Below are 25,027 nucleotides of genomic sequence, written 5' to 3'. Positions count from 1 at the left end.
CTATGCAAGGCTTAAATATCATCTAAGCGATGAGTCGCATGCACCATTTGCTGTTGCCGCTTCTCTTGATGCTCAATCAAATTACCAATAAATTGCCGCGCCCCCAACATGCTCAACTCATCTTTAGCCACCCTCAGTAAGGCCAAAGACTGCTCACTCGTTTCCAATGCTAAGCTGGCTACATCATCACTGCTCATATTAGCGGGTTGGCTTATTTTAGCTATTTTGGCCGGTAAATCTTGCTCAAGGCGAATATCGGTCCAAGTGTCTAATACTTCCTGCTTGGCTTGGCTGATGAAATCTTCAAGATGCTCGGCATTTTCTTTTTCCTGATGTTGCAGGTAAGCCAACAACATTCGCACTCGCTCAGAATCTGCATTTAACTCTAAACGACGATACATGGCTTGCATGGCTTTACGACAAGACACGAAGTGTTCAAGCAACAATTTTAACTGATTGAAGCGCATGGCCGCTCTCCGGTTAGCCCAAGGTACTTATAGTTTAGAAGCTGATTTTCATCTGTTTTAGTTTTTTAACTCAGGGGCTTGATTTACATCAAGCGCTACACAGGCTAAGCCTTCAAGTTGCGAGCCCAAGCAAGCTTTTCAGTATAAGGATTTACTCTGCAATACCTCAGTTAATTTGCTAAATTAATCACTAAATCATTGATATTAGGTTTACTATATGGGCAAGTTATTAAGCTGGAGCGATAAAAATAACTTCTATTTTTTGACCATCGCCTTAATCGGCTACATATTTTTAGCCGCTTGCTTAGAGCAGTTTTGGCAAGGCGACGGCTTTAAGTATTTGCAAGTAGCCATGGTTATCGTGCTCGCCGCTGGGGTTTGGCAAGCTAAAGGCAAGCGACTCTGGTTTGCCGCCGGAATAGGCTTTTTACTCACCACTACCGTACTCGCTTTATTTAGTTTTTGGTTTGAAGCTAAGGGGCTAGTCAGTTTATACCTCGGCATTGTGCTGTGTTATTTGCTGTTAACCACCTGGACCGCACTCAAACAGGTTTTATTTACTGGAGAAATCGACGGCAATAAGATTGTTGGTGCCATCTGTATCTTCCTATTATTTGGTCTCGCTTGGGCCCATCTCTATACCATGCTAAACGTTTGGTTTGACGATGCTTTTAACGGCGTGCCCAAAGAACACTGGAGCTCGCAAATGACCGACTTCATCTATTTTAGTTTTGTCACTTTAACCACGCTGGGTTATGGCGAGATCAGCCCCAACAATCCACTCACTCGCTTCTTCAGCTTTGCCGAGGCGGTATTTGGTGTATTTTACATGGCCATCTTAGTCGCCAGCTTAGTGGGCGCACGGATGTCGGAGCGCGATAGCTAGTTAAGCCAAGCATGAGCCCATAAAAAAGGCGACCCTAAGGTCGCCTAAAGAAACGTTAACAGAGTTTAAGCAATGCCATATTGCTCACGGTAAGCGCTCACTGCGGCCAAGGCCTGTTGATTATTGCCTTGCTCTTCTAAGTAAGTAATTAAATCAGCTAACTTAATGATGGAAATCACCGTAGCTTTATAATCTCGCTCCACTTCCTGAATTGCCGACAACTCGCCTTTGCCTTTTTCTTGGCGATCTAAGGCAATTAATACCCCAGCCAATTGCGCCTGATGCGCTTCGATAATGTCCATCGACTCACGAATAGCGGTACCGGCGGTAATCACATCATCCACCAACATTACTCGGCCAGCTAGCTCAGAGCCTACCAAGTTACCGCCTTCGCCGTGATCTTTCGCTTCTTTACGGTTAAAGCAGTAGGGTACATCTTTGCCATAATGCTCATCCAAAGCCACTACAGTGGTAGTAGCAATCGGGATCCCTTTATAAGCAGGGCCAAACACTAAGTCGTAAGCGATACCCGCATCTTCCAAAGCTGCGGCGTAAAATTTACCCAAGCGATTTAAATCACGGCCAGTATTAAATAAACCCGCGTTAAAAAAGTAAGGGCTAGTTCGGCCAGACTTTAGGGTAAATTCGCCAAACTTTAATACCCCTTTGGCTAAAGCAAACTCAATAAACTCTCGTTGATAGGCTTTCATCTTATTCTCTCACTTACTAAGCTAAGGCTTCACGCTGGGCGGCGTTAATTTGGCTAATGCCATCTTTGGCAAAAGCTAACATGTCTAATAGTTCTTGGTGACTAAACGGCGCGCCTTCGGCAGTACCTTGCACCTCAATCATGTTGCCATCTTCACACATCACCACGTTCATATCGGTTTCAGCTACGCTGTCTTCGGTGTACTCAAGATCACATACTACAGTGCCATCAACCACCCCCACCGATACCGCGGCAATCAGCTGCTTAAGTGGACTAACCTTCAGTTTCTTCTGTTCTATCATCCACCAGATGGCATCTTGCAAGGCAACACAAGCCCCGCTAATAGCCGCAGTGCGGGTGCCGCCGTCAGCCTGAATCACATCACAATCCACCACAATGGTATATTCGCCTAGGGCTTCTAAGTCTACAGCTGCACGTAAAGAGCGGCCAATTAGGCGTTGGATTTCTTGAGTACGGCCACTTTGCTTACCGCGTGCGGCTTCACGCCCCATGCGGCTATGAGTTGAACGAGGCAACATACCGTATTCCGCGGTAATCCAACCTTGCCCTTTGCCTTTTAAGAAACGTGGTACCCCATCTTCTACAGACGCATTACACAACACTTTGGTATTGCCAAATTCAATCAATACCGAGCCTTCGGCATGGGCCGTGTATTGGCGAGTGATAGTAATTGGACGCATTTGGTGCTCGGCTCTTCCGTTCGGACGCATGGTAATAACCCTGTAGTTTAAAATTCGCGGCTATTATATAGGCTTTTAGCGCACTTGGTCACGCCCCTGCCTGACTAAGCCAACAATAGTCGTTATAATCGAACAAATTTATTAAGGGCATTCAACTATGATCCACAGTATGACAGGCTACGCACGCCACCAAATCAAAGCCGATTGGGGCAGTGCCACATGGGAAATTCGCAGCGTAAACCAACGTTATTTAGAAACCTACTGGCGCATGCCAGAACAGTTTCGCGCCCTAGAGCCGGTACTGCGAGAGAAGATCCGCAAAGCCCTGCAACGCGGAAAAGTAGAATGCAGCCTACGTTTTGAGGCAGACCAAGCCAAGCGTGGCGAGCTACAACTCAATCAAAGCCTAGCTGAACAGCTGATTAAAAATGCCGAGTGGGTACAACAGCAAGCTGGCGGACAAATCAACCCTGTAGACATTTTGCGTTGGCCGGGCGTGATGGAAACCCCAGAGCAAGACGCCGATGCCCTAAGCAAAGAGCTACTCGCAGCATGGCAAGAAGCCCTTAACGCGTTCATCGACAGCCGCGCCAGCGAAGGCGCCAACACCGCCACCATGATTACCAGCCGTTTAGATAAAATTACCGAACAAGTGGCCTTTGTGCGTGAGCAAATGCCCGCGGTAATGGAATGGCAACGCGAGCGCTTAACCAGCCGTTTAGCCGATGTAATCGAAGAACTCGACCCGCAGCGCATCGAGCAAGAAATGATTATGGTAGCGCAAAAAATAGACGTAGCCGAAGAGCTAGACCGCCTCGACTCTCACGTTAGCGAAACGCGTAAAATTCTGAAAAAAGGCGGCGCCTGTGGCCGACGCCTCGACTTCATGATGCAAGAGTTCAACCGCGAAGCCAACACCCTCGCCTCAAAATCAATTAACGCCGAGATCACTCAAGCCGCAGTGGAGCTTAAGGTATTAATTGAGCAAATGAGAGAGCAGATCCAAAACATCGAATAATGTTCACATTTGTTTTCAATTAATAAAAATAACTTATAAAGCATCCAGTTAGGATGCTTTCTTCTTTCTCATTCGTTTGCATTTGTTCTCATAAGTTGCGATATTTGTGGTGGGCAACATTACCGCTTCACAACAAGAATGATGGGCAAAGGGGATTTCATGTCAACGATTACAGCTAAGCAGATCCAATCTTTGCTTAAGGGAGCACCCAAACGCCACCCTAAAAGCAACAACCGTGATGTTACGAGGTTTTGATTCTAAGCTTATGTAACACCAAAAATCGACTACTGCCAAGCTTTATGATAGCTCAGCTTGAGCCGCCACCAAACTTTCTTTAACAGACTCATTCAATACTACGTTGCTAATAATCGCGGGTAGCATGGCTGCCGCAATAAAAAAACTGCCACTACGGCTAAATGCGGTTTCCAAATTTTATCAAGCTCTTGCTCTTCCACATTTTTATTAACAACGTAAGAACCCACAACAAGATCATGGAGAGATTACCGAGATGCTCGATTAAATATGTACAAATAAATAATGGAAAGTAAGCCACCAAAAACAATCAAAGAAAGCGGATACAGCCAAAATGCTAGAGAAGTATCGTTAGAGAAACGCACGCCATTCAAAAACACCGGGGAGCCCAATATCAAGTAACGAACAAAGGACTTACTCAGCGAGATGGAATTGTTATCACCGTCAACCACTCTTAAGCGTAATATTTTCTTGCCTATTGTTTGTCCATTGCACAGCGTGCTATTCATAATGCCGAAATAAATTAGAGCAAGCACAAAGCCAACGAAGCGCCCTCAGCCCCCCATTTGTATCAACGTACCTTCAAAGCTTATGCCCACTAAGAAACCAACCGCGCCCAGAACAAGGCCATCAATCAAATATGCAGCTATCCTTTTCCAAAAGTTAGCTATCCATTTTTGTTGTATTTCTTCTGTCATCTATATCCCTTCAAAAAAGCTTTAAAGTCGTTCCCTGCTCGATGTGGCAAACCTCTAACTAAATCCCAAGTGTTAAAGCGAAAAAGCTAATCAACACAATTAGCTTCGCTAAACCAAAGCGATAAAGGCAAACACCAGCAACATAATTGGCACCATAATAACCAAAAAAGCCAGTACTAGATTGGCTAAGGCCTTCCACACAGAAAAACCCTGTACTTGCCCCAAACATTTTAAAAGCACCACCAAGGCCCATAATCCAAGAATGATTTCTACTAGGGAAAAGCCTAATAACGCAAAACCTAAAGATAAGCTGGCATCAATTTTCGGTGTGGCGGTGGTAAATAGGTCTTGGCCAAATAAGGCCAACTCTGGCAGCCAAAGTAGCAAACCCCAAATTGTAAGCACGCTAGCCCAAGCAATGGCGGCGCGGATCTCTTGAGCAGAGGCTTCACCGCCCAGCCAAGAGCCTACCCAACGGATCAAAGCGCCACCAAGATACAAACTAATGATTCCGGTGATTGGCCCAAGCACTGCTGTAGCAACCACAATGTAAGGCCATTCAAGTCTATCTCCCAAGCTCTTTACACGGGCTTGTTCTAATAATTCAGCAAACCCAGAAACAGCCGCCAATAGCAGCACCAGATGCTGAGGGTTATTGTCGATAATTTGTTGTATAGTCGCGCGAGGTTTGGTCCACATAGAAAACCAAGGGTTGAGTTGTTGTTCTTGATGCATTTGTCTTCCTTAACAATCTGTCGCGACAGCTTAGCTTTGCCTCAGCTTGGCCGCGGCTCATCCATTAACGTTAATTACTTTCTGCCCAGAATGCGCAAAATACGCAGGAATAGGTTGATGATGTCCATATACAGAGCAGCGGCACTGTCTATCGCATTATCATAGGTTTTGGGAATGGCATTGGCGCGCGCCCAGTCGTAACCGATGTAACCACAAAAAATCAGTGCCACCGCCCAATCGAGCACCCCGTGATGAGTTTTAAAGATGAAGATTTCTATCAACTCCACCACTATCACACACAGCAAGGCAATGAACAGGCCACCAATAATGCGTTGGAAAAAGGCGGGATACATCGAGCCCAACAACATCATCACAAAGGTCACCATGCCGGTCACTCTTACCGCTTCTAATACAATCTCTGGGTTATATTGGCTTACCACCACGTTAATGATTAAGCCAAAGGGCACTACGATGAAGTTGTAACCAATGAAGCTCACCAGCGGATTATCTGATTTGCGAAACAAATAAATACCGAAGAAACATGAGGCGAAATAGCCAGCAAAAAACACCAAGGGACTTACCGAGCGAATGGCTTCGGCGGGAATGTTCTTCACCATTAACCAATTAAGCGCAAAGCCCCACAGCAGCGTTGCCCCAATCACTATGTTATACATACTGCCACTGATGATTTTATCGCTAGTTTCCGTTCTATCAAAAACACCTACTTCCATGTTTATTTCCTTACTAATTAACCAATAATCTATTACTTTAAGTACCAAGTCGCTTGGCCACAGGATTACGCCCTTAGCGCGATGCTGGATGATTCCAACCAAAGCACCTGCTAACTGAGGAGGAAGGCAGAAGAATAGCGTCGATTCGGCCTAGTCGTTTATTCATCAAGGCTACGCTTTAGCTACGCAGCACTGCCTTCAAATAAAGTTAAAAACAAATTTATCAAATAAATATCTAATTACACCAGCAACTTATCTAAAATTTATGATGTATTCGTGAAATTTACTTTTGCCAAAAGCCAGCATTAGAGTGCTTCGCGGCGCTTGTTTGCGCAAATAGGGGCAATAAGTGATTTAGCTGGGGAAACAGCGCTTTCTAGTAAAACTACCTAACCAGAAAGAGCTATCGTTATTAAGCACTTAACTGCGCTTACAGCCAATTACTGTTCCGTTCGTTTCGGATTTCACTTTCAAAAAGGATTTATTTAGCTGTAGAACTTTAGATGATTCACTGACGTTTTGCGGAAATAAGCTCTCCATATCCAGTATTTTGTCTAATCCAGGATGACTAAGGTTAACCACCTTAATCTCCTCACTCGTTTCAATGAGATAGCCATTTTTTAGCTGCCAAACACCGCTTCCCGTAACCGAATACTTAACTTCGAGTCCGTCAGGAAAGCGGATAACAAAGAAACCAAAGCCATTTGACTTACCATTACGAATATAATTGGCGTCCATATCTACAAATATCTTCACGCCATTCTCTTCAAGTGAAGTTTTACAATGCCAACTGCCATATAAATCAGCTTGATTTATCGAGGCGTTAACATTGCTCGCCCAAGACAGTAAAGCCGTTGTTAAAGCTAAGGACCATAAATAATTAAGCTTCATACATATCCTTATGTTTTAAAAGATTAAGCAAGGCGCTAAAACATCATGTCCTCACTCTTAAGTCTAAACATTATTAACAAAAAAGTTAATTATATCCACTTGGGTTTCTCAATAAAAATAGGTGAGCGTCCGAGAATGGCTCGCCTTAAGTATAGCCAGCGCTGTAAACTTCTTGCGGGAGTGATAATTCACAAACAAGTAAACAATGCTTTAACCTTACTGATTAATTGTGCCACCTTCGGTTTGATAAACCCTTAATCTGGCCTTATTAGGCCTAAACTTAATTGACTAAAAATACGTCAAATGAGACTGTTGAGCGCAGAGTAAAACTTGTATCAACAAGGCGAGTTAATGTAGAGTAATTACTCTAAATCATAAGGACTATGTTAAGTGAAAAAACTGCTTACCGCGATATATTCAAGTTTATTCTTCGGAGTATTGCAGCTCGCTCTAGTCGGTCAAACCTACGCCATGAGCTTTGAACAAGCATGGCAAGAGTTATTAGCAAACAACGATAGCTTAGCCGCCAACAAGGCCAGTGTAGAACGCAGTGAAGCGCTACGCGACGCCGCCAAAGCACTTTACTACCCCAAGATTGACTTAACCGGCAACTATACCCGCCTAGAAAAACCAGTTTCTTTAGATTTAAAAGACTTAGAACCGCTCGCCTCACTAGATTTAAGCGGCTTAGATCCAGCCCTAGGACAAATCTTAGCGCCGCTATTGCAGTTACCCACGGTTACTAACTTTACCGACCAAGATATTACCACCAGCTCGATTCGCGCCATTTGGCCGTTATACACCGGCGGACGGCGCGGCGCAGCTATCGACATTGCGCGCGAGCAACACATAGAAGCGGGTAAGGTACTGGCCATGCAGCAGCAAGCTAAGTTTGAAGACTTAGCTCGCATTTACTTTGGTGTGGTATTGGCCGCCCAGGTGGCAGAAACCTATCAAGAGGTTGAAGACGGCTTAAGAAAACATCAAAGCAACGCCTTAAAACTAGAGCAACAAGGGCAAATTGCCTACGTTGAGCGCTTACAAGCCGACGCCTCTTATGACAAAGCCAAGGTGGATACGCAAAAAGCCCTACGTAACTATCAAATTGCCCAACTGGCTTTAAAAGACCTTTTACATAGCCAGCAAACGGTTGAGCCTAGTACCAACTTATTTACCGAGTCGGCCATTCCCGAGCTAGAACAATTTATGAGCCGCACTCTTAATAGTTACCCTGGACTGGCGATCCTCGACAGCAAAACCGAACAAGCCAAAAAACTGGTCACCATTGAGAAAGGCAGCTACATGCCGGAAGTGTTTATGTTTGGTAACTACCAGCTATACGAAGGCGACAGCTTAGCGGCTCAATATGCACCCGACTGGATGGTGGGAGTAGGCGTATCTATACCACTTATCGACAACTCGGGGCGTGCCGATAAGGTCAACGCCGCTCACAGCACAGTTCGGCAAATCAGCTATGTACGTGCTCAGGCAGAACGCGATCTAGGTTTGTTAGTAGAAAAAACCTATCGCGAAGCAGAGCTTGCCCTAGAGGAATACCAAGGGCTTGAATCATCCTTGGCCTTGGCCGAAGAGAACCTGCGGATCCGCCTGAAGGCCTTTAATCAGGGCTTGGCCACCTCTGTAGATGTAGTGGATGCCGAAATGTATCTGGCCAGTGTTAAAACCCAGCGCCAAGCCGCCGCCTATCATCATGTATTGGCGCTGGCAAAGCTCACCGCACTCAGCGGCGAAATGGCTAACTTTTCACAATATTATCGCTTCAACTAGGGCTTACTTATGCGTAAATCATCTGCAATTCTTCCTCTGGTGCCGCTGGCTATCATTGTTGCTTGGGTAGGCTATTCATTTTGGCAAGCCTACCAACCCAAACCTCAGCTATTGCAAGGGCAAATTGAAGCCCAGCAATACAATATTTCGTCTAAGGTGGCAGGCCGAATTGACCAAGTATTAGTGAAGAAAGGCCAGCAGGTTGAACCCGGCCAACTCATTTTTACCATTACTAGTCCCGAGTTAGAAGCCAAGTTAGAACAAGCTAAGGCTGGGCAACAAGCCGCCTCGGCCATGGCAGAACAGGCAGAAAACGGTGCGCGCTCTCAAGAAGTCGCCGCCGCCAAAGATCAATGGCAAAAAGCCCAAGCCGCCGCCCAACTAGCCGAAAAAACCTATCAACGGGTTAACAATCTCTACCAAGATGGCGTAGTGGCCGAACAGCAACGTGACGAAGCCTACACCCAATGGCAAGCCGCACGTTACACCGAAAATGCCGCCTCGCAAATGTACCAACTGGCGCAAGAAGGGGCGCGTGATGAAACCAAAAAAGCCGCTCAAGAACAAGTGAGAGCCGCCGCTGGCGTTGTGGCCGAAGTTGAAGCCTTTACCAGCGATACCGAAGTCACCAGCTGGCATGCCGGTGAGGTAAGCCAGCTGTTATTGCAAAGCGGTGAATTGGCCCCTACTGGCTTTCCGGTGGTATCGATCATCGATATGCAAGACGCTTGGTTAGTATTACATGTGCGTGAAGACCAACTCAGTCAGTTTCAAAAAGGCCATCAGTTTATGGCTCGCTTACCGGCATTAGACAACCAGAGCTTTAAGTTTGAAGTGTCTCATGTATCGGTGATGGGTGATTTTGCTACATGGCGCGCCACCGATAGCCGCACTGGCTTTGATCTACGCACCTTTGAAATTGAAGCCCGGCCACTGCAGCAAATTGAACAGCTGCGCGTGGGCATGAGCGCCATTATAGAGCTTGAGTAATAAGCCATGAGACCAGCCTCAACGCAAGCCCTCAGCGTGCAACAGCTATTGGCGCAACAGTGGCAACTGTTATGTCGAGATCGCTGGTTGCTCAGCTTGCTGACTTGGCTACCCATGGTGGTGTTTTTACTGGTATGGTGGATTTTTTCTGCTGGCTTAACCCGCGAGCTGCCAATTGCGGTAGTCGACCTTGACCACAGCCAAATATCTAGAACACTACAGCAACACTACGACGCCAGCCCTAGCCTTAAGGTGATTAGTGTAACGAATGAAATAACAGCGCGAAGCATGCTGCGCAGGGCCGATGTCTCGGCCTTGGTAATTATTCCCGAAGGCTTAGAAAAACAGGTTAAGTTAGCCCGCCCGCCCAAAGTCGCCGCTTACTACAACAGCCAGTTCATGGTTTTAGGTAAGCAAATCAATTCGGCCCTGCAACAGGCCCACGGCACCTTCAACGCCAAAATAGAGGTAGCCAAAAAGCTTAGCGCGGGCAATACCCAAATGCTGCAAGCAATGAGTGCAGCAGTGCCTATTCGCAACCAAATTAGCGCCTTGTACAATGGCAATAGTAACTATGCCCAGTTTATTGTGTCGGCGGCTTTACCTGCCTTCTGGCAGGTATTGATTGTGGTTGTCACCATATTTGCCTTGGGTGCAGAGCTTAAAGATCAGCGCTACAACAGCTGGCTCGGCCAACAAGCGCTGAGTAAAATTAGCGTTAAACTGTTATTTTTTGGCGCCCTCTTATGGCTACAAGGCATCCTGTTGTGCACCTTAATGTTCCATGTCTTTGACTGGCCAATGCGCGGTTCGTGGAGCATATTGTTACTGGGCATGCTGCTGTGCATCATGGCCACTCAGACCATTTGTTTAGTTTTCATGTTGCTATTTCAAGATATGTCGCGGGCACTCAGTTTTGCGGGTGCGCTTACCGCTCCCAGCTTTGCCTTCATGGGAATCTCCTTTCCGGTTACCGACATGCCCCAGTTTGCCCAGTTTTGGCGCCAGTTAATTCCGATAACTCAATATATCGAGTTGCAAGTCAGTCAGGCTAACTATGGCGCCCATGTTAGCCAAGCCCTACCGCAGTTAAGTATTTTGCTACTCTTTAGTTCCGGCTTTTTATTAGCGGCTTACTTAGTGAAACGGCGCTTTAGTCTTCCACTTAATGCGGAGCCATTAGCATGAGAACTTTGCCCTTGCTACCGCTAGAGTGGCGCAGAATCATCAACAACCGTTCACTATTGGTCACGGTGATTGGCGGTTTGCTATTTTACGCCTTTCTCTATCCTCAGCCCTATCGTCTACAAACGCCCTTACAACAGTCGATTGTGGTGATCAATCACGACGGCAGCCAGTTGAGTCGGCAGCTACTTAGAATGGTGGATGCTAGCCCTTTAGTTGAAGTGGTCGCCCAAGTGGCCACCATCGAACAGGCGCAGCAACAGTTAATTGAACGAAAAATTAGTGGTTTTTTGGTGGTGCCTAAACACTTTTATCGTGACCTACTATTGGGCCGCTCTCCTACCTTGTCTTATGCCGGTGATGCTTCTTACTTTCTGGTTTACGGCACCATCGTACAAGGCTTAGCCAGCACCTCTGGTACGCTTGCCGCCCAAGTAAAGGTGAGCCAGATGCTACTACAAGGCGTGCCATTGGAGCTAGCCAGCAAACTGCATTCCCCGGTTCAGCTACAAGCCGAAGCAGTATTTAATGCCAACCAAGGATACCTTGATTACGTAGTACCTGCGGTGTTTGTGATTATTTTGCACCAAACTTTATTGATTGCTTTAGGCCTACACGCCTCACCCAAACGGGGCTCTAGCCAAGCCAATGTCTTAAATTATGCGCCAATAGTGAAAGTGTTGGCTGTGCGCTGCCTGCTATTTGTGGCCATTTATTGGGTAATGTCTTGTTTCTATTTTGGTTTTACCTTTGATGCCCTAGGGGTACATCACTGGGCTAAGCTCATCGATATATTTAAACTGCTATTGCCGTTTTTAATTGCCACAGTTTGCCTAGGACAATGCATTGCTTGTTTACTGCCTCACCGTGATTACGCCACCGCGGTGGGCTTATTAAGCTCTTTGCCGATTGTGTTTTCCTGCGGTTTTATTTGGCCTTTAGACAGCGTACCGCCATTAATCAACATTCTCTCTGACCTGGTACCGGCTAAACCCATGGTATTAGGCATGTTGAAAATGAACCAAATGGCCGCCTCGTTTAATGAAGTTAGTCAGCACTTTACTCACTTATGGCTACAAGCGGCAGCCTATTTCAATTTGGCCTTGAGTCTACTTTATTGGCAAAAGCATGCCGCTAACCGTCAGGGCGAATTCACTCGGCAATACTAATATCATCAGCGTGCTTCAATGGCTTGGGTTGAGCTTGCTCCCTTAACTCCGCCATGGCCTGGCTTAAGGGGTCAACTAAGTCCTGATGGCGCGAGTGCAAAAAGTGATACATGGGAATTTCTTCTATCACCGTGGGTGGAATCGTCAGTTCGCGGTGACGATTTTTTTTAATCCAATATAAGCCTACCCCTAAAGGTAGAATTGCCACATCGGCTCGACCACGCTCCAACATGGTTAAGGCTTGTTCGGCATCGTTTAAGAAATTAGCCGCTTGATGCTCAGCTAAGCGCTTTTCCGAAGCTAAGTGGCCCCGTACGGCTGCTACCTTATAGTCTTTTAAATCAGACCAACTGTGAATCGAGAGCTCTGTATTGTTAACAAAAGCTGCCACCTTCAAATAGGCAACCGGAACGGGAATCAGAATATGCTTAGGTAAGTAACCTGCAGCACCAACCGTTCTAGCCAGTTCGCCATCGATGCTTTCACTCTCTCGCGCCTGATACAAAGAGCGCTTCGCCGGCATAGGCAGTATCTCAATTTGATAACCAATTTTTTGGTAGGCCGCACGCACAAATTCGCTGATATGGGGAGCCGCCACAATGCCTTCAACGGTAGAGATGCGCAAACTCTGCTCGGCATAAACGCCCTGAGCCAACAACCCTAGCAATACCCAAAACCATCGCATGTCAGAATGCTTCCTCAGATAACAGTAAAGCCTAAACTTTTTTAGTGTAGCTGAAATGTTAAAGAATTTTATCGATGAGTAATTATTCTTTAGTCAATAGTCAAATAAACAACAAAGGGGCCTAAAGTTATTAGGCCCCCATACTGTTATTTATACAAAGCGGATAATCACGCTAGCAACGTTTTATACGGATAAAACTAAGCTTTCTCTAGAGCTTGCGCTACATCGGCAATGATGTCGTCAATGTTTTCAATACCCACTGAGATACGAATTAAATCGGCACTCACCCCGGCTTTGGCTAGCTCTTCATCGTTTAACTGACGATGAGTAGTAGTCGCAGGGTGACAGGCTAAGGACTTAGCATCACCAATATTAACCAAGCGTAAAATCATCTCTAGGGCATCAATGAAGCGGCCGCCTGCTTCTTTGCCGCCTTGAATGCCAAAACTCAAAATGCCCGAGGCCTTGCCGCCAGCGATCTTCTGACATACCTGATGATAAGGGCTAGCACTCAGCGCAGCGTAGTTAACCCACGCCACCTTAGGATGTTGTTGTAAGTATTCGGCCAGTTTTTCGGCGTTCTCACAATGGCGCTCCATACGTAACCCCAAGGTTTCCAAGCCTTGTAAAATTTGGAAGGCATTATAAGGAGAGATCGCGGCACCGGTATTGCGTAGCGGCACTACGCGACAACGGCCAATATAAGCCGCAGGCCCTAAGGCTTCGGTATATACCACACCATGATAAGAAGGATCCGGTTCATTTAAGATCTTAAAGCGCTCTTTATTTGCTACCCAGTCAAACTTACCTGAATCAACAATAATCCCGCCAATCGAGGTGCCATGCCCACCAATGTACTTAGTGAGTGAGTGGATAACGATGTCGGCACCCAAATCGATAGGACGACATAAAAACGGCGTGGCCACGGTATTGTCTACCATTAATGGAATACCGTGCTTGTGGGCAATCTCGGCCAATTTAACCAAGTCCACTACGTTCCCTGCCGGGTTACCAATTGACTCACAAAAGATGGCCCGAGTATTTTCGTCAATGGCTGCTTCAAAGCCGGCGTAATCGTCTGCTGACACCATCCGCACTTCAATGCCCTGCTTGGGAAAGCTATGAGCAAATAGATTATAAGTACCGCCATATAACTGGCTGGTGCTGACAATGTTAGTGCCCACTTCACATATACATTGAATCGCGTAAGTAATCGCCGCCATCCCCGAAGCTAAAGCTAAACCGGCAATGCCGCCTTCCATCGCCGCAACCCGTTGCTCTAATACGTCGGTGGTGGGGTTCATAATGCGGGTATAAATATTACCCGGCACCTTCAAGTCAAATAAGTCTGCCCCGTGCTGCGTATCATCAAAAGTGTAAGAGGTAGTTTGATAAATCGGCACCGCGGCCGCTTTAGTGGTAGCTTCCGATTCATAACCATGGTGAAGGGCTAAAGACTCTAATTTCATGATATTTCTCGCTGTTTGAAGGATAATAACAAGCCAAATTAACGGTAAACTGCCTCACCGCTAAGCATGCTAATAGGCTTAACTAAAACATTTAGTTGTAGCGATATTCATCGCTAAATGACAATACAATTGAAGCAGAGTGTGATCTACCACAAGCCTTCCACCCCAGCGCTAGCTAATTCCCATGCTGTGCCACTTATAAGTTTTCCAGCGCCAATGGTTAATAATGCCACGCAGCACCTCATCTAAAGCAAAACAGGCCCAAGCGCCAATAACGCCCAATTGCCAAGAGATGGAACACAGATAGATCACCGGCACTACGCCCCAAATAAACACGATGCCAACACTGGCAGAAAAACGCCCGTCGCCCACCGCTTTGAGCGCCATGCCCGCCACAATATTAATTGCGCGAAAGGGTTCCATCACGATGCAAATAATAAGCAGCCACTTAGCATAAAACTGCACTTGGGGATCTTGGCTGAAGATGCCAATTAAGGGCTGATAAAACCAAGCAAATAGCAACATGTTGATAAAGGCAAAAGACATCGCCAAACGAATGCAGCGCATGTAGGTAGCATCTACTGTATCTAGATTGCGAGCGCCCATGTGGTGAGACATGATAATTTGCCCAGCCGCAGCCAAGGAGGCACTCACTGCCATCGAAACAAACAACAAGCGTAGCACAAAAGTGTAGGACGACACCGCCAGCACCCCCAAGCTCGCTAAAATACCGGCCACTACAATTTGTTGCAGCGTGTAGTTAGCTGGCTCAGCAGCAGAGGGAACTGAGATCTTTAGTAACGGCCTTAGCACAGCACGCATCTGTGGCAGCATGGCTCGGCTAAATTCCAAACGCACTCCCGCCTTAAAACGCACAATTGCCATCACCATCAACCAAGCAAACACAAAGGACAGAACAGTACTAAGGGCAATTCCCGGCAAACCCATGCGCGGTAAGCCAAACCAGCCAAAAAATAAGGTCGCATTTAGAAAAATATTTAAAACGTTAGTCAGCAACGATACCAACATATTCCATTGAGTCATGGCCTTGGCCGCTAAAATCGAACCATAAGCACAACGCAAACCATGAAAACCAAAACAAAAACCAATAATGGCTAAATACTGTTCTGCATAAACTTGCATGGCCTCGGGAAAATTAAGCCACAAGGCAATGTTGTCGAAATTGGCTAAGGTAAACGCACTGAAGGCAAAACCAGCCACACCCAGCAACACAATGTTAGTTATAAATACCGGCTGTACTTTATCCAGTTTCCCAGCACCGTAATATTGAGAAGCTGCTGCGGTTCCACCACTGGACAACATGGGTAAAACAAAAAAACCAATCAGCAAATAGGGCATCAACAAACCCGCTGTGGCGGCGGCTTCTTCCCCCAGTAGGCTTAGAAAATAAATATCGGCCATAACCACCACCCCACCGGTCAACTGTTCGATAAGAATGGGCCAGGCAAGATGAAACAGATCTAGTTTATTTACAGCAACTTGAGACATGGGATATTCCAGACCTAGGAAACATCCATTGTAATAGGCAGGTGCCGTGAGCCAGTTATTTTTTTCGCTTCGACTTTTACCTTTTTAGATTTTGTAGCGCCAGCGACATTTGCAACTGGCGCGATGAAACTATTTCATCAATTTGGCTAACAGGCGATCACACCCCTGCTTTAGCGCCACTAGTTCTTCGATGGGCATATCCGCTTGGCACAACATCTGTTGGGGAATAGCTTCCGCCTGCTGCCGCAGCGCTGCACCTTGCTCACTCAGCTGAATCACCCTAACCCGTTCATCTTGTTGACTTCGACTACGTTTAACCAAACCTTTGTTTTCAAGACGCTTTAATAAGGGAGTGAGAGTGCCAGAATCCAGATGCAGGCGCTGCCCTAAACTCTTCACGCTCACACTGTCGTGTTCCCATAGCAACATCATCACAATGTACTGTAAGTAGGTAAGATCAAGCTGTTCCAACAAAGGGCGATAGGCTCGCCCCATAGCGTTAGAAGCACTGTAAAGTGAAAAGCAAAGCTGTTTGTCTAGGCTTAGCATTGAATCCTGCTCGGGGGATTGGCTCATGATTTGGGTTACCACATAAAATAAATTGCGCACAATATACTTGCAATTTGTTAGCGCCTCAACTAAAGTTGCAAACAATTAAATTGCACACAACTTAAATAGGATGAATATCATGGCAACTCTTTATACTACTTCAGCTACCGCATTAGCAGGTCGTAATGGTCAAGTTAGCAGCGACGACAAAAAATTGGATTTAGCCCTAAGCTACCCTAAAGAAATGGGCGGCAGCGGTGAAGCCACTAACCCAGAGCAACTATTTGCCGCCGGTTATGCAGCTTGTTTCTCCAATGCCATTTTGCATGTAGCCCGTGAAGGTAAAATCGCCCTTAAATCAGCGCCTACCACAGCAACCGTAGGCATTGGCCCGAATGAGCAAGGTGGATTTGAACTAACTGTGGCCTTGGCTGTGGAACTAGAACTGGAACAAGCGCAGGCAGTAGAACTAGTGAAAACCGCTCACCAAGTGTGCCCTTACTCTAACGCAACCCGTGGCAATATTGATGTAGCCCTGAGTGTTAACGGCAGCGCCGTTTAAGCTAAGCTTAAACCCCACAAATCCAGCCTCTTGGGCTGGATTTTTTTATCTCTTTTTGCCCTCCGCTAAAAACTTACTAAAAACAAAAACCACATCAACAAAAAATAAAACCTTGATCACATCATCATATAGTAAAACGTTTTACTCTTGCGCTCCCAAAACAAGTAAAACGTTTAACCTATCTCAAACTCAAACCAAAAGGAGTGGTTTATGCAAGGTAAAACCCCCAAAGTCTCGGCACTCTGGCTTAGCCTGTTTGTTTCCAGTAGCTTACTTAGTGGCTGTGGAAGCAGTGGCAGCAGCAACCCAGCAGAAGAAACCCCAGACGTACCCGAGCTCACTTGTGAAGCCCCATTAGTACTCAATGAAGCCGGCGATGCTTGTATTAGCGAGGAAACCGAACAACCCGGTGAAAATACCAATGCTCGCCAATGTGTAGCAAACCCCTTTGAAGGGACCAATATCTACCTACGTGGTGGAATGAATAGCTGGGCAGCCAACGAAGACTACCAATTTACCTACATGTGTGACCGCTTTGAGCTAGTAAGCGAGCTAAGTGGTGAAATGGAATTTAAAGTCGCCGATGAAAACTGGTCCACTACCAGCAACTGGGGCGGCGAAGAGGGCAGCGAGCTTAGCGAAGAGCAAGCGCTAGCCTTAGTGCTAGACGGTGCTAACCTCAGCTATGCCTTCGATGGCACCTATAAGTTGTTGCTTGATGTGAGTGAATCACAAGAAGCACCAAACCTGAGCTTACAAACTTGTAGCGAAGCACCGTTTGAGCAAACACTTTATCTGCGCGGCGACATGAACAGCTGGGCAGCTTCATCTGAGTATGCCTTCAGCTACTACTGCGATGGTTACTACCTGAACGTTGACCTAGCCGACAGCTATGGCTTTAAAATTGCCGATGAAGGCTGGGCAGAAACCAGTAGTTTTGGTGGCGACCCTGCCAGTGAAGCGGTGTTAACAGAGCAACAAGATTACTCTTTACTCAGCGATAGTAATGCTGCGGCCAGCACCGAGAACCTTAACTACGATTTCGACGGTGCCTATACTGTAAAACTGACGTTTGCTGACGATGGCAGCATGCCAGTACTCAACATTGGCCCACAAACTTGGGTGCAAACTGGCGTACTAGAAGTCACCAACCCTATTGCCTTAAGTGCTCACTATGACTCACGTCAATTAGCCAACAAAACACCTTTTGGTGCAGTCCCTGCTGGCGATAACGTTGATTTCAGCTTCACCGCTGACAGCGGTATTGAGAGCGCCGAGCTAGTGATAGAAAGCCGTAAGCTAGAAGGCAATCAGGACATCCTTGAGTACACCGAAATAACGCGCATTCCAATGGTCGCTAGCGAAGCAGGCGAACAACAACGTTGGCAAGCCAGCTATAGCTTTGAGAATGTTCAAGTGTACGGTTACTACTTTGTGTTCCACGTTGCAGGCGAAAGCTACGTTCTACAAAACAACAACTTAGCTGTCTATGAAACTGCAGAACGCGGTGCCGGCGGCGAGGCAACAGTGGCCTATCTACCTGAAGATAGCAAAGCCATTCGCCGTTACCGTCACAGTAGCTACGTGCCAGACTTCACCATTCCCGATTGGGCCAAAGATGCGGTTTACTACTACATCTTCCCAGAGCGTTTCCGTAATGGTGATACTAGCAATGACCCAACACCGGGTGTAGACAGCTACCATGGCGATAACATCGAGTTCCACAGTAACTGGATGGACACACCTTGGGTACCGGGTGATGGCTCCGACGAAATCTACTCTAACGATTTCTTCGGTGGTGACTTAGCAGGGATCATCGAGAAGCTCGACTACATCAAGTCTCTGGGTGCCAATACGCTATACATCAACCCTATTTTTGAAGCGCCAAGTAACCACAAATACGATACTTCAGACTACGAAAATATTGATGATAACTTCGGTAGCAATGAAGACTTCGTAAGACTGTGTGCCGAAGCCGACGCGCGTGGTATTCGGGTAATCCTAGATACCTCACTTAACCACAGTGGTGATGACTCGGTTTACTTCGACCGCTACGGCCGCTTTGACGGCGTAGGTGCCTTTGAGAATGAACAGGTCCGCAGCGACTCTCCTTTCTACACTTGGTTCGAATTCTTCCCAGAAGAAACTGAAATCGAAAAGCAATTTACCGGTTGGGTAGGCTATGCCACCTTACCTGAAATTGTAGAAAGTGAAGGATGGAAAGCCTTTGCTTACCGCAACGAAGACTCTGTGATGAATCAGTGGCTTGACCGTGGTGCTTCCGGCTGGCGTATGGACGTGGCTCCTTGGGTAACCAACGAGTTCTGGCGTGACTGGCGTACTCATGTGAAAGCCCATGATCCACAAGCGCTAACCGTTGCCGAAACTTGGTTTGATGCTTCTAAACACTTGCTAGGCGATATGTTCGATTCCACCATGAACTACATCTTCCGTGATGCCATCTTGGATTACGCAGCAGGTGAGCCAGCCAATGAGCTTTACCACAACTTTGAGCTAATGCGCGAGAACTACCCACCTGAAGCCTTCTATGGATTGATGAACTTACTATCAACCCACGATGCTTCACGGGCGCTTTACCAATTTGGTTATAACTCTGCCGACCAAGACGCAGCGGTAATCGAGCAAGCCAAACAACGCTTGAAGTTAGCGGTATTGTTTCAAATGAGCTTCCCTGGCGCACCGGCGATTTTCTATGGTGATGAAGTGGGTGTAACCGGTGGCGAAGACCCATACAACCGCGCACCTTACCCTTGGGCTGACCAAGGTGGGAATCCAGATGATCAACTATTAGCCGACTTTAAAGCCTTAATTGCATTACGTAACAACAACCCAATACTTCGCCGCGGCAGCATTGACGCGCCAGTATATGTGGATGAGAACTGCATTGTATTACTACGTGAATACAATGGTGCGTATGCCTTAACGGCCTTTAACAACGCGACCGAAGCCAAAACACTTAACTTGAGTGTGGCGCAGTTGGCTAACAGCCAACTGCAAGATCTAATCAACAACAGTACTGTTACAGTAGCCGAAGATGGAAGTCTAAGCCTCAACGTACCCGCGCTTTACGGCACGGTAATGCTTAGCCAATAGCATTAAAGGGCTAAACAGGCAGTGCTTCGGCACTGCCTTTATTTTTCGGAGCGCAGGTATCACCCTCGATCAGCCTGGGTAACAAGCCTTCCATAGCACTTGCCTCCGAATCCCCATTCAGTAAAGTTAATACCGCTTGGTAACCGCGCTGACTGACCTGCTGACTAATCGTGGTGAGGCGATAAGGCAAGTAACTAAGCAAAGATAAGTTATCCATACCAATTAAAGAGAAATCTTCGGGTATCCTTAGGCCTCGTCTTATCGCGGCCCTATGGCAACCCAAGGCCAGCACATCGGCCATCGTCAAGACCGCACTTGCTCGATAGTTTAACTGCTGCTGAATTTGGCTAAAACACTGATCCGCCGCCGACAAGCTACACTCACATTCAACTAAATAATGACTGGTTTGCGCCACCTCGGCCAAGGCGTCACATACCCCGCGATAACGATCCCGATGCACTACTGACAACTCAACTGGGGCAAACAGCAATACCAAATGACGATGACCCAAAGACAACAAATACTCAGCCGCCATGCGGCCCATTTGGTAATCGTCTACTCCAAAATGACGCAAGTGCTGAGCCTCGGGGTTATCGAGTAGCATCTGCCGATTATCAATAATCAGGGTATTAAATGACCAGTTGGCAATAAACTGCTCAATTGATGGAGGGAAAATACCTACCACTATCACCCCTCTAGGGGCTGCACCAATACTTAAACGTTTTAACTCATCAACATCGGCGATGCGCATAAAGCAAAAATATAATTCGCTGCGCGAGGCACCTTTTTCAATGCCCATTAATAAGTCGTTAAAGAAGGGACTGTCTTCTAATTGATTATGCGGGTGAATGGTATGCTTGGGCATAATCACCCAAATCATGTGACTATTGCCGGTTTTTAAAGAGGCGGCATTAAGATTGCGATGGTAGGAAAGCTCTTCGGCTATGGCCAAAATTCGCTGCGCGGTATTCGAGTTAACCTTACCGCTGCGGCCATTAATGACATTAGATACGGTGGCAATGGAGACCCCCGCCGCCTTGGCAACATCTTTAATTGTAGTCCGAGCCATTTCCTTTTTACCTCCTCTGAACCGCGCCCATAATAACCAAATGTAACGGACAAACCCAGATAATCAGTTTTGGCTGGTAAAAAGCGTGGAGCAAAGCGGCTAAAACAGGTGTTTTTGCAACGTAAAATTACTTAATACCTGCCCATTACGCTCTACTTGATTGCGGCTCACTAACTCATAGCCTTGTTTGAGGAAAAAAGCCTTGGCTACCAAAGACGCATCCACCCGTAAACTAGGTAACTGGCGCTGCCTAGCCACTGCCTCAATATGTTGATATAGCTGTAAGCCCACTTGCTGGCCTTGATAGTGCGGCGCCACATAAAAGCAATCTATATAATCGCCTTCCAACTCGATAAATCCAGCCAGCTGCTGATTCAACAGGGCCAAATAACAGCGTTCGGGGCGTAAGCGTTGTCGCCAAAGTTCATAGTTTATTGGCAACGGTGCCCAAGCTAGTTTTTGCTCAGCGCTATATAGCTGTTCGTCAATCGCATGTACCGTAGCAGTGAATAATTCGGCCACGGCATGGCTATACTCTGGCGAGTAAGCTTGAATAGATAACATTAAAATAAACCTGTAAACACTTGCTCAATAGCCTGAGCATAGGCCCTCCCGCTAGGGCTAAGTAAATAACCTAACAGCGCAAGGTTGAAGGTTAGCGTCAAATAGTAGCCTAGGCGAAAGCTTCGTTTTTGAGTTTTATGGCGCAGCAGGCTTTGCGCGCACATCGCCCCCGGCCAACCACCGAACAAGGCTAAATAATGTAGCTTCAATTCAGAGATCCGCCAGCGACCCGCTCGCGCCGCAGACTTATCCAAGGCATAAAAACCAAAGGTGAGTACACTCATCACCAAATACAGTAGCAATACCCACAGCGGTAAATAACCGGCTATAACCAACACCGCCAAAACAGCAAAAAAGGCCGCCATCAATAAACCCGAGCGCCCCGCCAAATTTTTAGCCAAAGCTTCTCCCTAAGTGATGAATGCAATTCCACAACAGACTTAGCATTTTGCCATGAAAGCAGCGCATGCTTGCAAATCAATTCAAGCAAACTAAAACACCGCAGCGCATACGCGGCTAGCTAAACAATACCGCAGCAAGAAATGCGTAATCCTTCACATAATTAACACAAAACCACAGCTGAGGGACTGAGCAAAAATCCTCCACTAAAAGCGGTAATCAGCTGTGTTGAAAGAACTGGAAACAGTAAGCCCACCTTCAACTAAACACATTATCAAAGCCTTAGCCTAATAGAATCTCCGCGCCATCAGTGGCTTGGCCTATCAAATTAGGCTTAATTCTTACTGCTATAGCACGCCATGCGACACAAAATGACGCAGCATAATTTACTATGAAAATTAACAGTTTATGAGCCTTTTGTCAGTATTAATGAGTGATGATTTGCTTCATAAAAACAAACTGGCTGTGATAGGCTAGCAATCGAAGTTGTAGGTGGTATATGAAGCAAAAATCATCACTTAATGAGTCACTTAGCTTAGCGTTTGAAATCTTAAAACGGATCCCTCGTTCACGCTTTATTAGTGCCAAAGAGTTGCAAGCGCAGCTAGCTGAAGCAGGCATAGAACGAAACATTCGTAGCCTACAACGCATTCTGCAAAGCCTAAGCGAAACCCTAAACCTTGAGCGAGATACCCGCAGCAAACCCTACGGTTATAAATTGAAGAACACCAATTTAGGCTTTGCCTTACCCAATCTCTCCGAGCATGAATCGCTACTGCTAGGGCTATCGCAACAGTATTTAAGCCACTTGTTACCGGCCAATGTGAGCGCCTCATTAAGTGGTTTTTTCCAACAAGCCCAATACAATCTGCATAGCGATGAATCCCCCGCAAATGCTAAGGCTTGGCTAAAAAAAGTCAGGGTAGTGAGTGAAACTCAGCCCTTGTTAGCCCCAGAGATAGACCTAACAGTAATGCAAGCGGTGAGTAAAGGGCTGTTTGAAAACCGTTGGTTGAACCTACAGTTTAACAACCGCAAGGGTGAGCAAAAACGGGCAAACGTAATGCCCTTAGGGATCGCTCAACAAGGCAACCGTCTCTATTTGGTATGTCGTTTTGAAGGCCATAACAACGAACGAAGCATCGCTATTCATCGCATCCAGCAAGCTCATGTATCGAGCTTTTCCTTTGAGCCCCCCGCCGAATTTGACTTAGCCAAATACGATAATGACGGTCGTTTCGGCTTTGGTGAAGGAAAACAATGTCGCTTACAGTTTTGCATCAACAAAGCCCAAGGTTACTTTCTTTACGAGACCCCCCTGTCCAAAGATCAAGTGATTGAAGAACAGGCTGAACAGTTATCGGTAAGCGCGACAGTAACGGATTCGTTATTTTTACATCGCTGGCTCAAGGGCTTTGGTGATGAGATTTCGAATATAAAAACGGAAATAGTAGAACTTTAAACACCTTGAGTAGTAATAAGGAAATATAATGGAAATAACTCTAGAAATGCTTTTTTGGTCACTGCTCGGCAGTGCCAGTTTAGTGGTGCTTTTACAGCTGTATGCTATTAAGCAAAAACAGCGTATTCAGCAAAGCTTGCTGCTTAATCAACAAATCAACGCGCAACAGCAAGCCGAGGCCAAAGCCGACTTAGAGCAGCAATTAACTAATAATAAACAGCTGCAAGACCAAGCGCTTAAACAACTAAGCGAACAAGTGACAGACTATTTTTCGGTGCTTAAAGATTTACAACATCAGGGCGAGCAAAGCCTAGCTGAAGTTAGCCAGAAATTACACGCAAGGCTCCAGCAATTGAGCGAGCAACAGAATGAGCAACAAACTGAATACAGTGAACAACTTAAGCAAACTAGCGAAAACTTAAACACCTCAACGCAACAGCATGCCTTAAATCTACAAGATGCACTTAGCGCTCACAGCAAACAGTTACAGCAACAACAAAGTGCGGCTCAAGCCGAGCTAAATCAGCACTTGCAGAACTTACAAAACTTAAACCAAAGCGCGGACTTCAATCAGCAGCAAGCCAAACTTAGCTTGTTAGAACAGCTCACCTCACAAATACAAAGCCTGCGCGCAGACAACTTAGTTAGCCTGACCAACGAACTGGCCAAGCATCAAGACTTAACTATTGAAAACGATGACTTTGTAAAACAATTAGGCGACTGCAAGGTCACCAAAATTAAAGACAAACACAGCGGACAAATAAGCCACATCCACTATCAAAATGGACTCAAACAACGCAGTGATACCTATGCTGGAGAGCAGCTTAAATACCAAATGCATTTTGATGAAACAGGCAAAGCTCAGCAAGGCCTTGAATTTGATGGGCAAGGTAATTGCATTTTTGAATATCACTATAATGCTGCCGGTGAAATTGAACAGCGTATAGAAAATCGTTTTGATGAAAACGGTAAACAAGTAGAACAAGTGGCCGTAGCGTATTAACAGTAAGGATCGCAAATGTATTTATCAGAACTCAACGCTGGCGAGAAAAAGAATTTTTTAGAATTAGCCAAATACGCTATGGGCTTAAACGGTGAACAAAAAGCCGAAGAACAAGAAGTATTTATGTCTTTTGTTAATGAGTGCGGTCTAAATGAGTACCGTTTAAGCAAGCAAGACAATATTGAATCGGTGATCAAAGTCTTGGCTAAATCGAAGGCGAAACATCAACGCATTGTATTACTGGAGTTGTTTGGCATTTTGTTAGCAGACGACGAAATTTGTAGCAACGAGCAAAGCTTTCTCGATCAACTAGCGACTGCTTTTGCTTTAGATAATTATCAAGTTCAGCGGATAAAGCGCTGGGTATTAGCAATGAATGACTTGGTGGCTGAAGGTCACGCCATGATTAATAAGGATTAAGC

General features: G+C 46.2%; 27 protein-coding genes. 11 read left to right on the top strand and 16 right to left on the bottom strand.

The genetic code is table 11. The features are described 5' to 3' along the window. Positions 1-11: 11 nt before the first annotated feature. Complete coding sequence (locus AR383_RS13385; RefSeq protein ID WP_055733589.1) at positions 12-467, bottom strand: hypothetical protein; 456 nt, start codon at positions 465-467, stop codon at positions 12-14. A gap of 217 nt (positions 468-684) precedes the next feature. On the opposite strand from AR383_RS13385, the gene AR383_RS13380 reads away from it, so the two are divergent. After that, positions 685-1,353 (top strand): potassium channel family protein, encoded by a 669-nt coding sequence (locus tag AR383_RS13380; RefSeq protein ID WP_055733588.1) that lies wholly within the window; start codon positions 685-687, stop codon positions 1,351-1,353. A 65-nt stretch (positions 1,354-1,418) separates the two neighbouring features. Here AR383_RS13380 and pyrE read toward each other — a convergent pair whose 3' ends face one another. Next, positions 1,419-2,063: an orotate phosphoribosyltransferase gene (gene pyrE, locus AR383_RS13375; protein ID WP_055733587.1), complete on the bottom strand. Its 645-nt coding sequence runs from the start codon at positions 2,061-2,063 to the stop codon at positions 1,419-1,421. Positions 2,064-2,079: 16 nt separating this feature from the next. Beyond that, positions 2,080-2,793: a ribonuclease PH gene (gene rph, locus AR383_RS13370; RefSeq protein ID WP_055733586.1), complete on the bottom strand. Its 714-nt coding sequence runs from the start codon at positions 2,791-2,793 to the stop codon at positions 2,080-2,082. Positions 2,794-2,920: 127 nt separating this feature from the next. Between rph and AR383_RS13365 the strand changes: the two genes are divergently transcribed. Further along, a complete protein-coding gene (locus AR383_RS13365; RefSeq protein ID WP_055733585.1) occupies positions 2,921-3,781 on the top strand; it encodes a YicC/YloC family endoribonuclease in 861 nt (286 codons plus the stop codon). Positions 3,782-4,078: 297 nt separating this feature from the next. Here AR383_RS13365 and AR383_RS22475 read toward each other — a convergent pair whose 3' ends face one another. The 6 genes from AR383_RS22475 to AR383_RS13350 form a co-directional block, all read right to left on the bottom strand. Beyond that, on the bottom strand, positions 4,079-4,210 hold the full coding sequence (locus AR383_RS22475; RefSeq protein WP_257720924.1) for a hypothetical protein: 132 nt from the start codon (positions 4,208-4,210) through the stop codon (positions 4,079-4,081). Positions 4,211-4,281: 71 nt separating this feature from the next. Then, entirely contained in the window at positions 4,282-4,569 is a 288-nt protein-coding gene (locus AR383_RS22705; RefSeq protein WP_083481602.1) for an RDD family protein, read from the bottom strand. 18 nt (positions 4,570-4,587) lie between these two features. Further along, positions 4,588-4,731, bottom strand: coding sequence for an RDD family protein (locus AR383_RS22700; protein ID WP_157051741.1), 144 nt, complete (start codon positions 4,729-4,731; stop codon positions 4,588-4,590). A 108-nt stretch (positions 4,732-4,839) separates the two neighbouring features. After that, a complete protein-coding gene (locus AR383_RS13360) occupies positions 4,840-5,466 on the bottom strand; it encodes a Yip1 family protein (RefSeq protein ID WP_055733584.1) in 627 nt (208 codons plus the stop codon). A 74-nt stretch (positions 5,467-5,540) separates the two neighbouring features. Next, positions 5,541-6,197, bottom strand: coding sequence for a Bax inhibitor-1 family protein (locus tag AR383_RS13355; RefSeq protein ID WP_055733583.1), 657 nt, complete (start codon positions 6,195-6,197; stop codon positions 5,541-5,543). Positions 6,198-6,617: 420 nt separating this feature from the next. Next, positions 6,618-7,088 (bottom strand): hypothetical protein, encoded by a 471-nt coding sequence (locus AR383_RS13350; protein WP_055733582.1) that lies wholly within the window; start codon positions 7,086-7,088, stop codon positions 6,618-6,620. 390 nt (positions 7,089-7,478) lie between these two features. Here AR383_RS13350 and AR383_RS13340 point away from each other — a divergent pair, with 390 nt between their 5' ends. From AR383_RS13340 to AR383_RS13325, 4 genes are read left to right on the top strand one after another with little or no spacing between them, the layout of a single operon-like run. Continuing rightward, entirely contained in the window at positions 7,479-8,876 is a 1,398-nt protein-coding gene (locus tag AR383_RS13340) for a TolC family protein (protein WP_229711147.1), read from the top strand. Positions 8,877-8,885: 9 nt separating this feature from the next. Then, the gene (locus AR383_RS13335) at positions 8,886-9,866 is read left to right on the top strand and encodes an HlyD family secretion protein (RefSeq protein WP_055733580.1); all 981 of its coding nucleotides are present in this window, start codon (positions 8,886-8,888) and stop codon (positions 9,864-9,866) included. 6 nt (positions 9,867-9,872) lie between these two features. After that, positions 9,873-11,054: an ABC transporter permease gene (locus AR383_RS13330; RefSeq protein WP_055733579.1), complete on the top strand. Its 1,182-nt coding sequence runs from the start codon at positions 9,873-9,875 to the stop codon at positions 11,052-11,054. After that, positions 11,051-12,220 (top strand): ABC transporter permease, encoded by a 1,170-nt coding sequence (locus AR383_RS13325; protein WP_055733578.1) that lies wholly within the window; start codon positions 11,051-11,053, stop codon positions 12,218-12,220. The genes AR383_RS13330 and AR383_RS13325 overlap by 4 nt, the downstream gene beginning before the upstream one ends. Here AR383_RS13325 and AR383_RS13320 read toward each other — a convergent pair. The 4 genes from AR383_RS13320 to ohrR form a co-directional block, all read right to left on the bottom strand. Beyond that, positions 12,204-12,905, bottom strand: a complete 702-nt coding sequence (locus AR383_RS13320) for a substrate-binding periplasmic protein (protein WP_055733577.1) — start codon at positions 12,903-12,905, stop codon at positions 12,204-12,206. The genes AR383_RS13325 and AR383_RS13320 overlap by 17 nt on opposite strands. Before the next feature lie 197 nt (positions 12,906-13,102). Next, complete coding sequence (locus AR383_RS13315) at positions 13,103-14,374, bottom strand: O-acetylhomoserine aminocarboxypropyltransferase/cysteine synthase family protein (RefSeq protein ID WP_055733576.1); 1,272 nt, start codon at positions 14,372-14,374, stop codon at positions 13,103-13,105. Positions 14,375-14,545: 171 nt separating this feature from the next. Beyond that, positions 14,546-15,883, bottom strand: coding sequence for an MATE family efflux transporter (locus AR383_RS13310; RefSeq protein WP_055733575.1), 1,338 nt, complete (start codon positions 15,881-15,883; stop codon positions 14,546-14,548). Between the two features lie 129 nt (positions 15,884-16,012). Then, entirely contained in the window at positions 16,013-16,459 is a 447-nt protein-coding gene (gene ohrR, locus AR383_RS13305) for a transcriptional regulator OhrR (protein WP_055735047.1), read from the bottom strand. Positions 16,460-16,571: 112 nt separating this feature from the next. Between ohrR and ohr the strand changes: the two genes are divergently transcribed. Together ohr and AR383_RS13295 are read left to right on the top strand one after the other, a co-directional pair. Beyond that, the gene (gene ohr, locus AR383_RS13300) at positions 16,572-16,994 is read left to right on the top strand and encodes an organic hydroperoxide reductase Ohr (protein WP_055733574.1); all 423 of its coding nucleotides are present in this window, start codon (positions 16,572-16,574) and stop codon (positions 16,992-16,994) included. Between the two features lie 210 nt (positions 16,995-17,204). Further along, positions 17,205-20,108, top strand: coding sequence for a glycoside hydrolase family 13 protein (locus tag AR383_RS13295; RefSeq protein ID WP_055733573.1), 2,904 nt, complete (start codon positions 17,205-17,207; stop codon positions 20,106-20,108). A gap of 10 nt (positions 20,109-20,118) precedes the next feature. Here AR383_RS13295 and AR383_RS13290 read toward each other — a convergent pair whose 3' ends face one another. The 3 genes from AR383_RS13290 to AR383_RS13280 all read right to left on the bottom strand — a co-directional run bounded on the left by AR383_RS13290 (position 20,119) and on the right by AR383_RS13280 (position 22,142). Then, entirely contained in the window at positions 20,119-21,177 is a 1,059-nt protein-coding gene (locus tag AR383_RS13290; RefSeq protein ID WP_055733572.1) for a LacI family DNA-binding transcriptional regulator, read from the bottom strand. A gap of 99 nt (positions 21,178-21,276) precedes the next feature. After that, positions 21,277-21,741: a GNAT family N-acetyltransferase gene (locus AR383_RS13285; RefSeq protein ID WP_055733571.1), complete on the bottom strand. Its 465-nt coding sequence runs from the start codon at positions 21,739-21,741 to the stop codon at positions 21,277-21,279. Continuing rightward, entirely contained in the window at positions 21,741-22,142 is a 402-nt protein-coding gene (locus tag AR383_RS13280) for a DUF1294 domain-containing protein (protein WP_055733570.1), read from the bottom strand. Before AR383_RS13280 ends, AR383_RS13285 begins: the two co-directional genes overlap by 1 nt. A 497-nt stretch (positions 22,143-22,639) precedes the next feature. On the opposite strand from AR383_RS13280, the gene AR383_RS13275 reads away from it, so the two are divergent. From AR383_RS13275 to AR383_RS13265, 3 genes are read left to right on the top strand one after another with little or no spacing between them, the layout of a single operon-like run. Next, the gene (locus AR383_RS13275) at positions 22,640-23,602 is read left to right on the top strand and encodes a helix-turn-helix transcriptional regulator (RefSeq protein WP_055733569.1); all 963 of its coding nucleotides are present in this window, start codon (positions 22,640-22,642) and stop codon (positions 23,600-23,602) included. 28 nt (positions 23,603-23,630) lie between these two features. Continuing rightward, positions 23,631-24,605, top strand: a complete 975-nt coding sequence (locus AR383_RS13270) for a coiled-coil domain-containing protein (RefSeq protein WP_055733568.1) — start codon at positions 23,631-23,633, stop codon at positions 24,603-24,605. A 15-nt stretch (positions 24,606-24,620) separates the two neighbouring features. After that, the gene (locus tag AR383_RS13265; protein WP_055733567.1) at positions 24,621-25,025 is read left to right on the top strand and encodes a TerB family tellurite resistance protein; all 405 of its coding nucleotides are present in this window, start codon (positions 24,621-24,623) and stop codon (positions 25,023-25,025) included. Positions 25,026-25,027: the final 2 nt, after the last annotated feature.

Source organism: Agarivorans gilvus (assembly GCF_001420915.1).
Taxonomy (GTDB): Bacteria; Pseudomonadota; Gammaproteobacteria; order Enterobacterales; family Celerinatantimonadaceae; genus Agarivorans; species Agarivorans gilvus.
The sequence above is the reverse complement of the archived record's forward strand: the minus strand, read 5'-3'. Positions and strand labels throughout refer to the sequence as shown.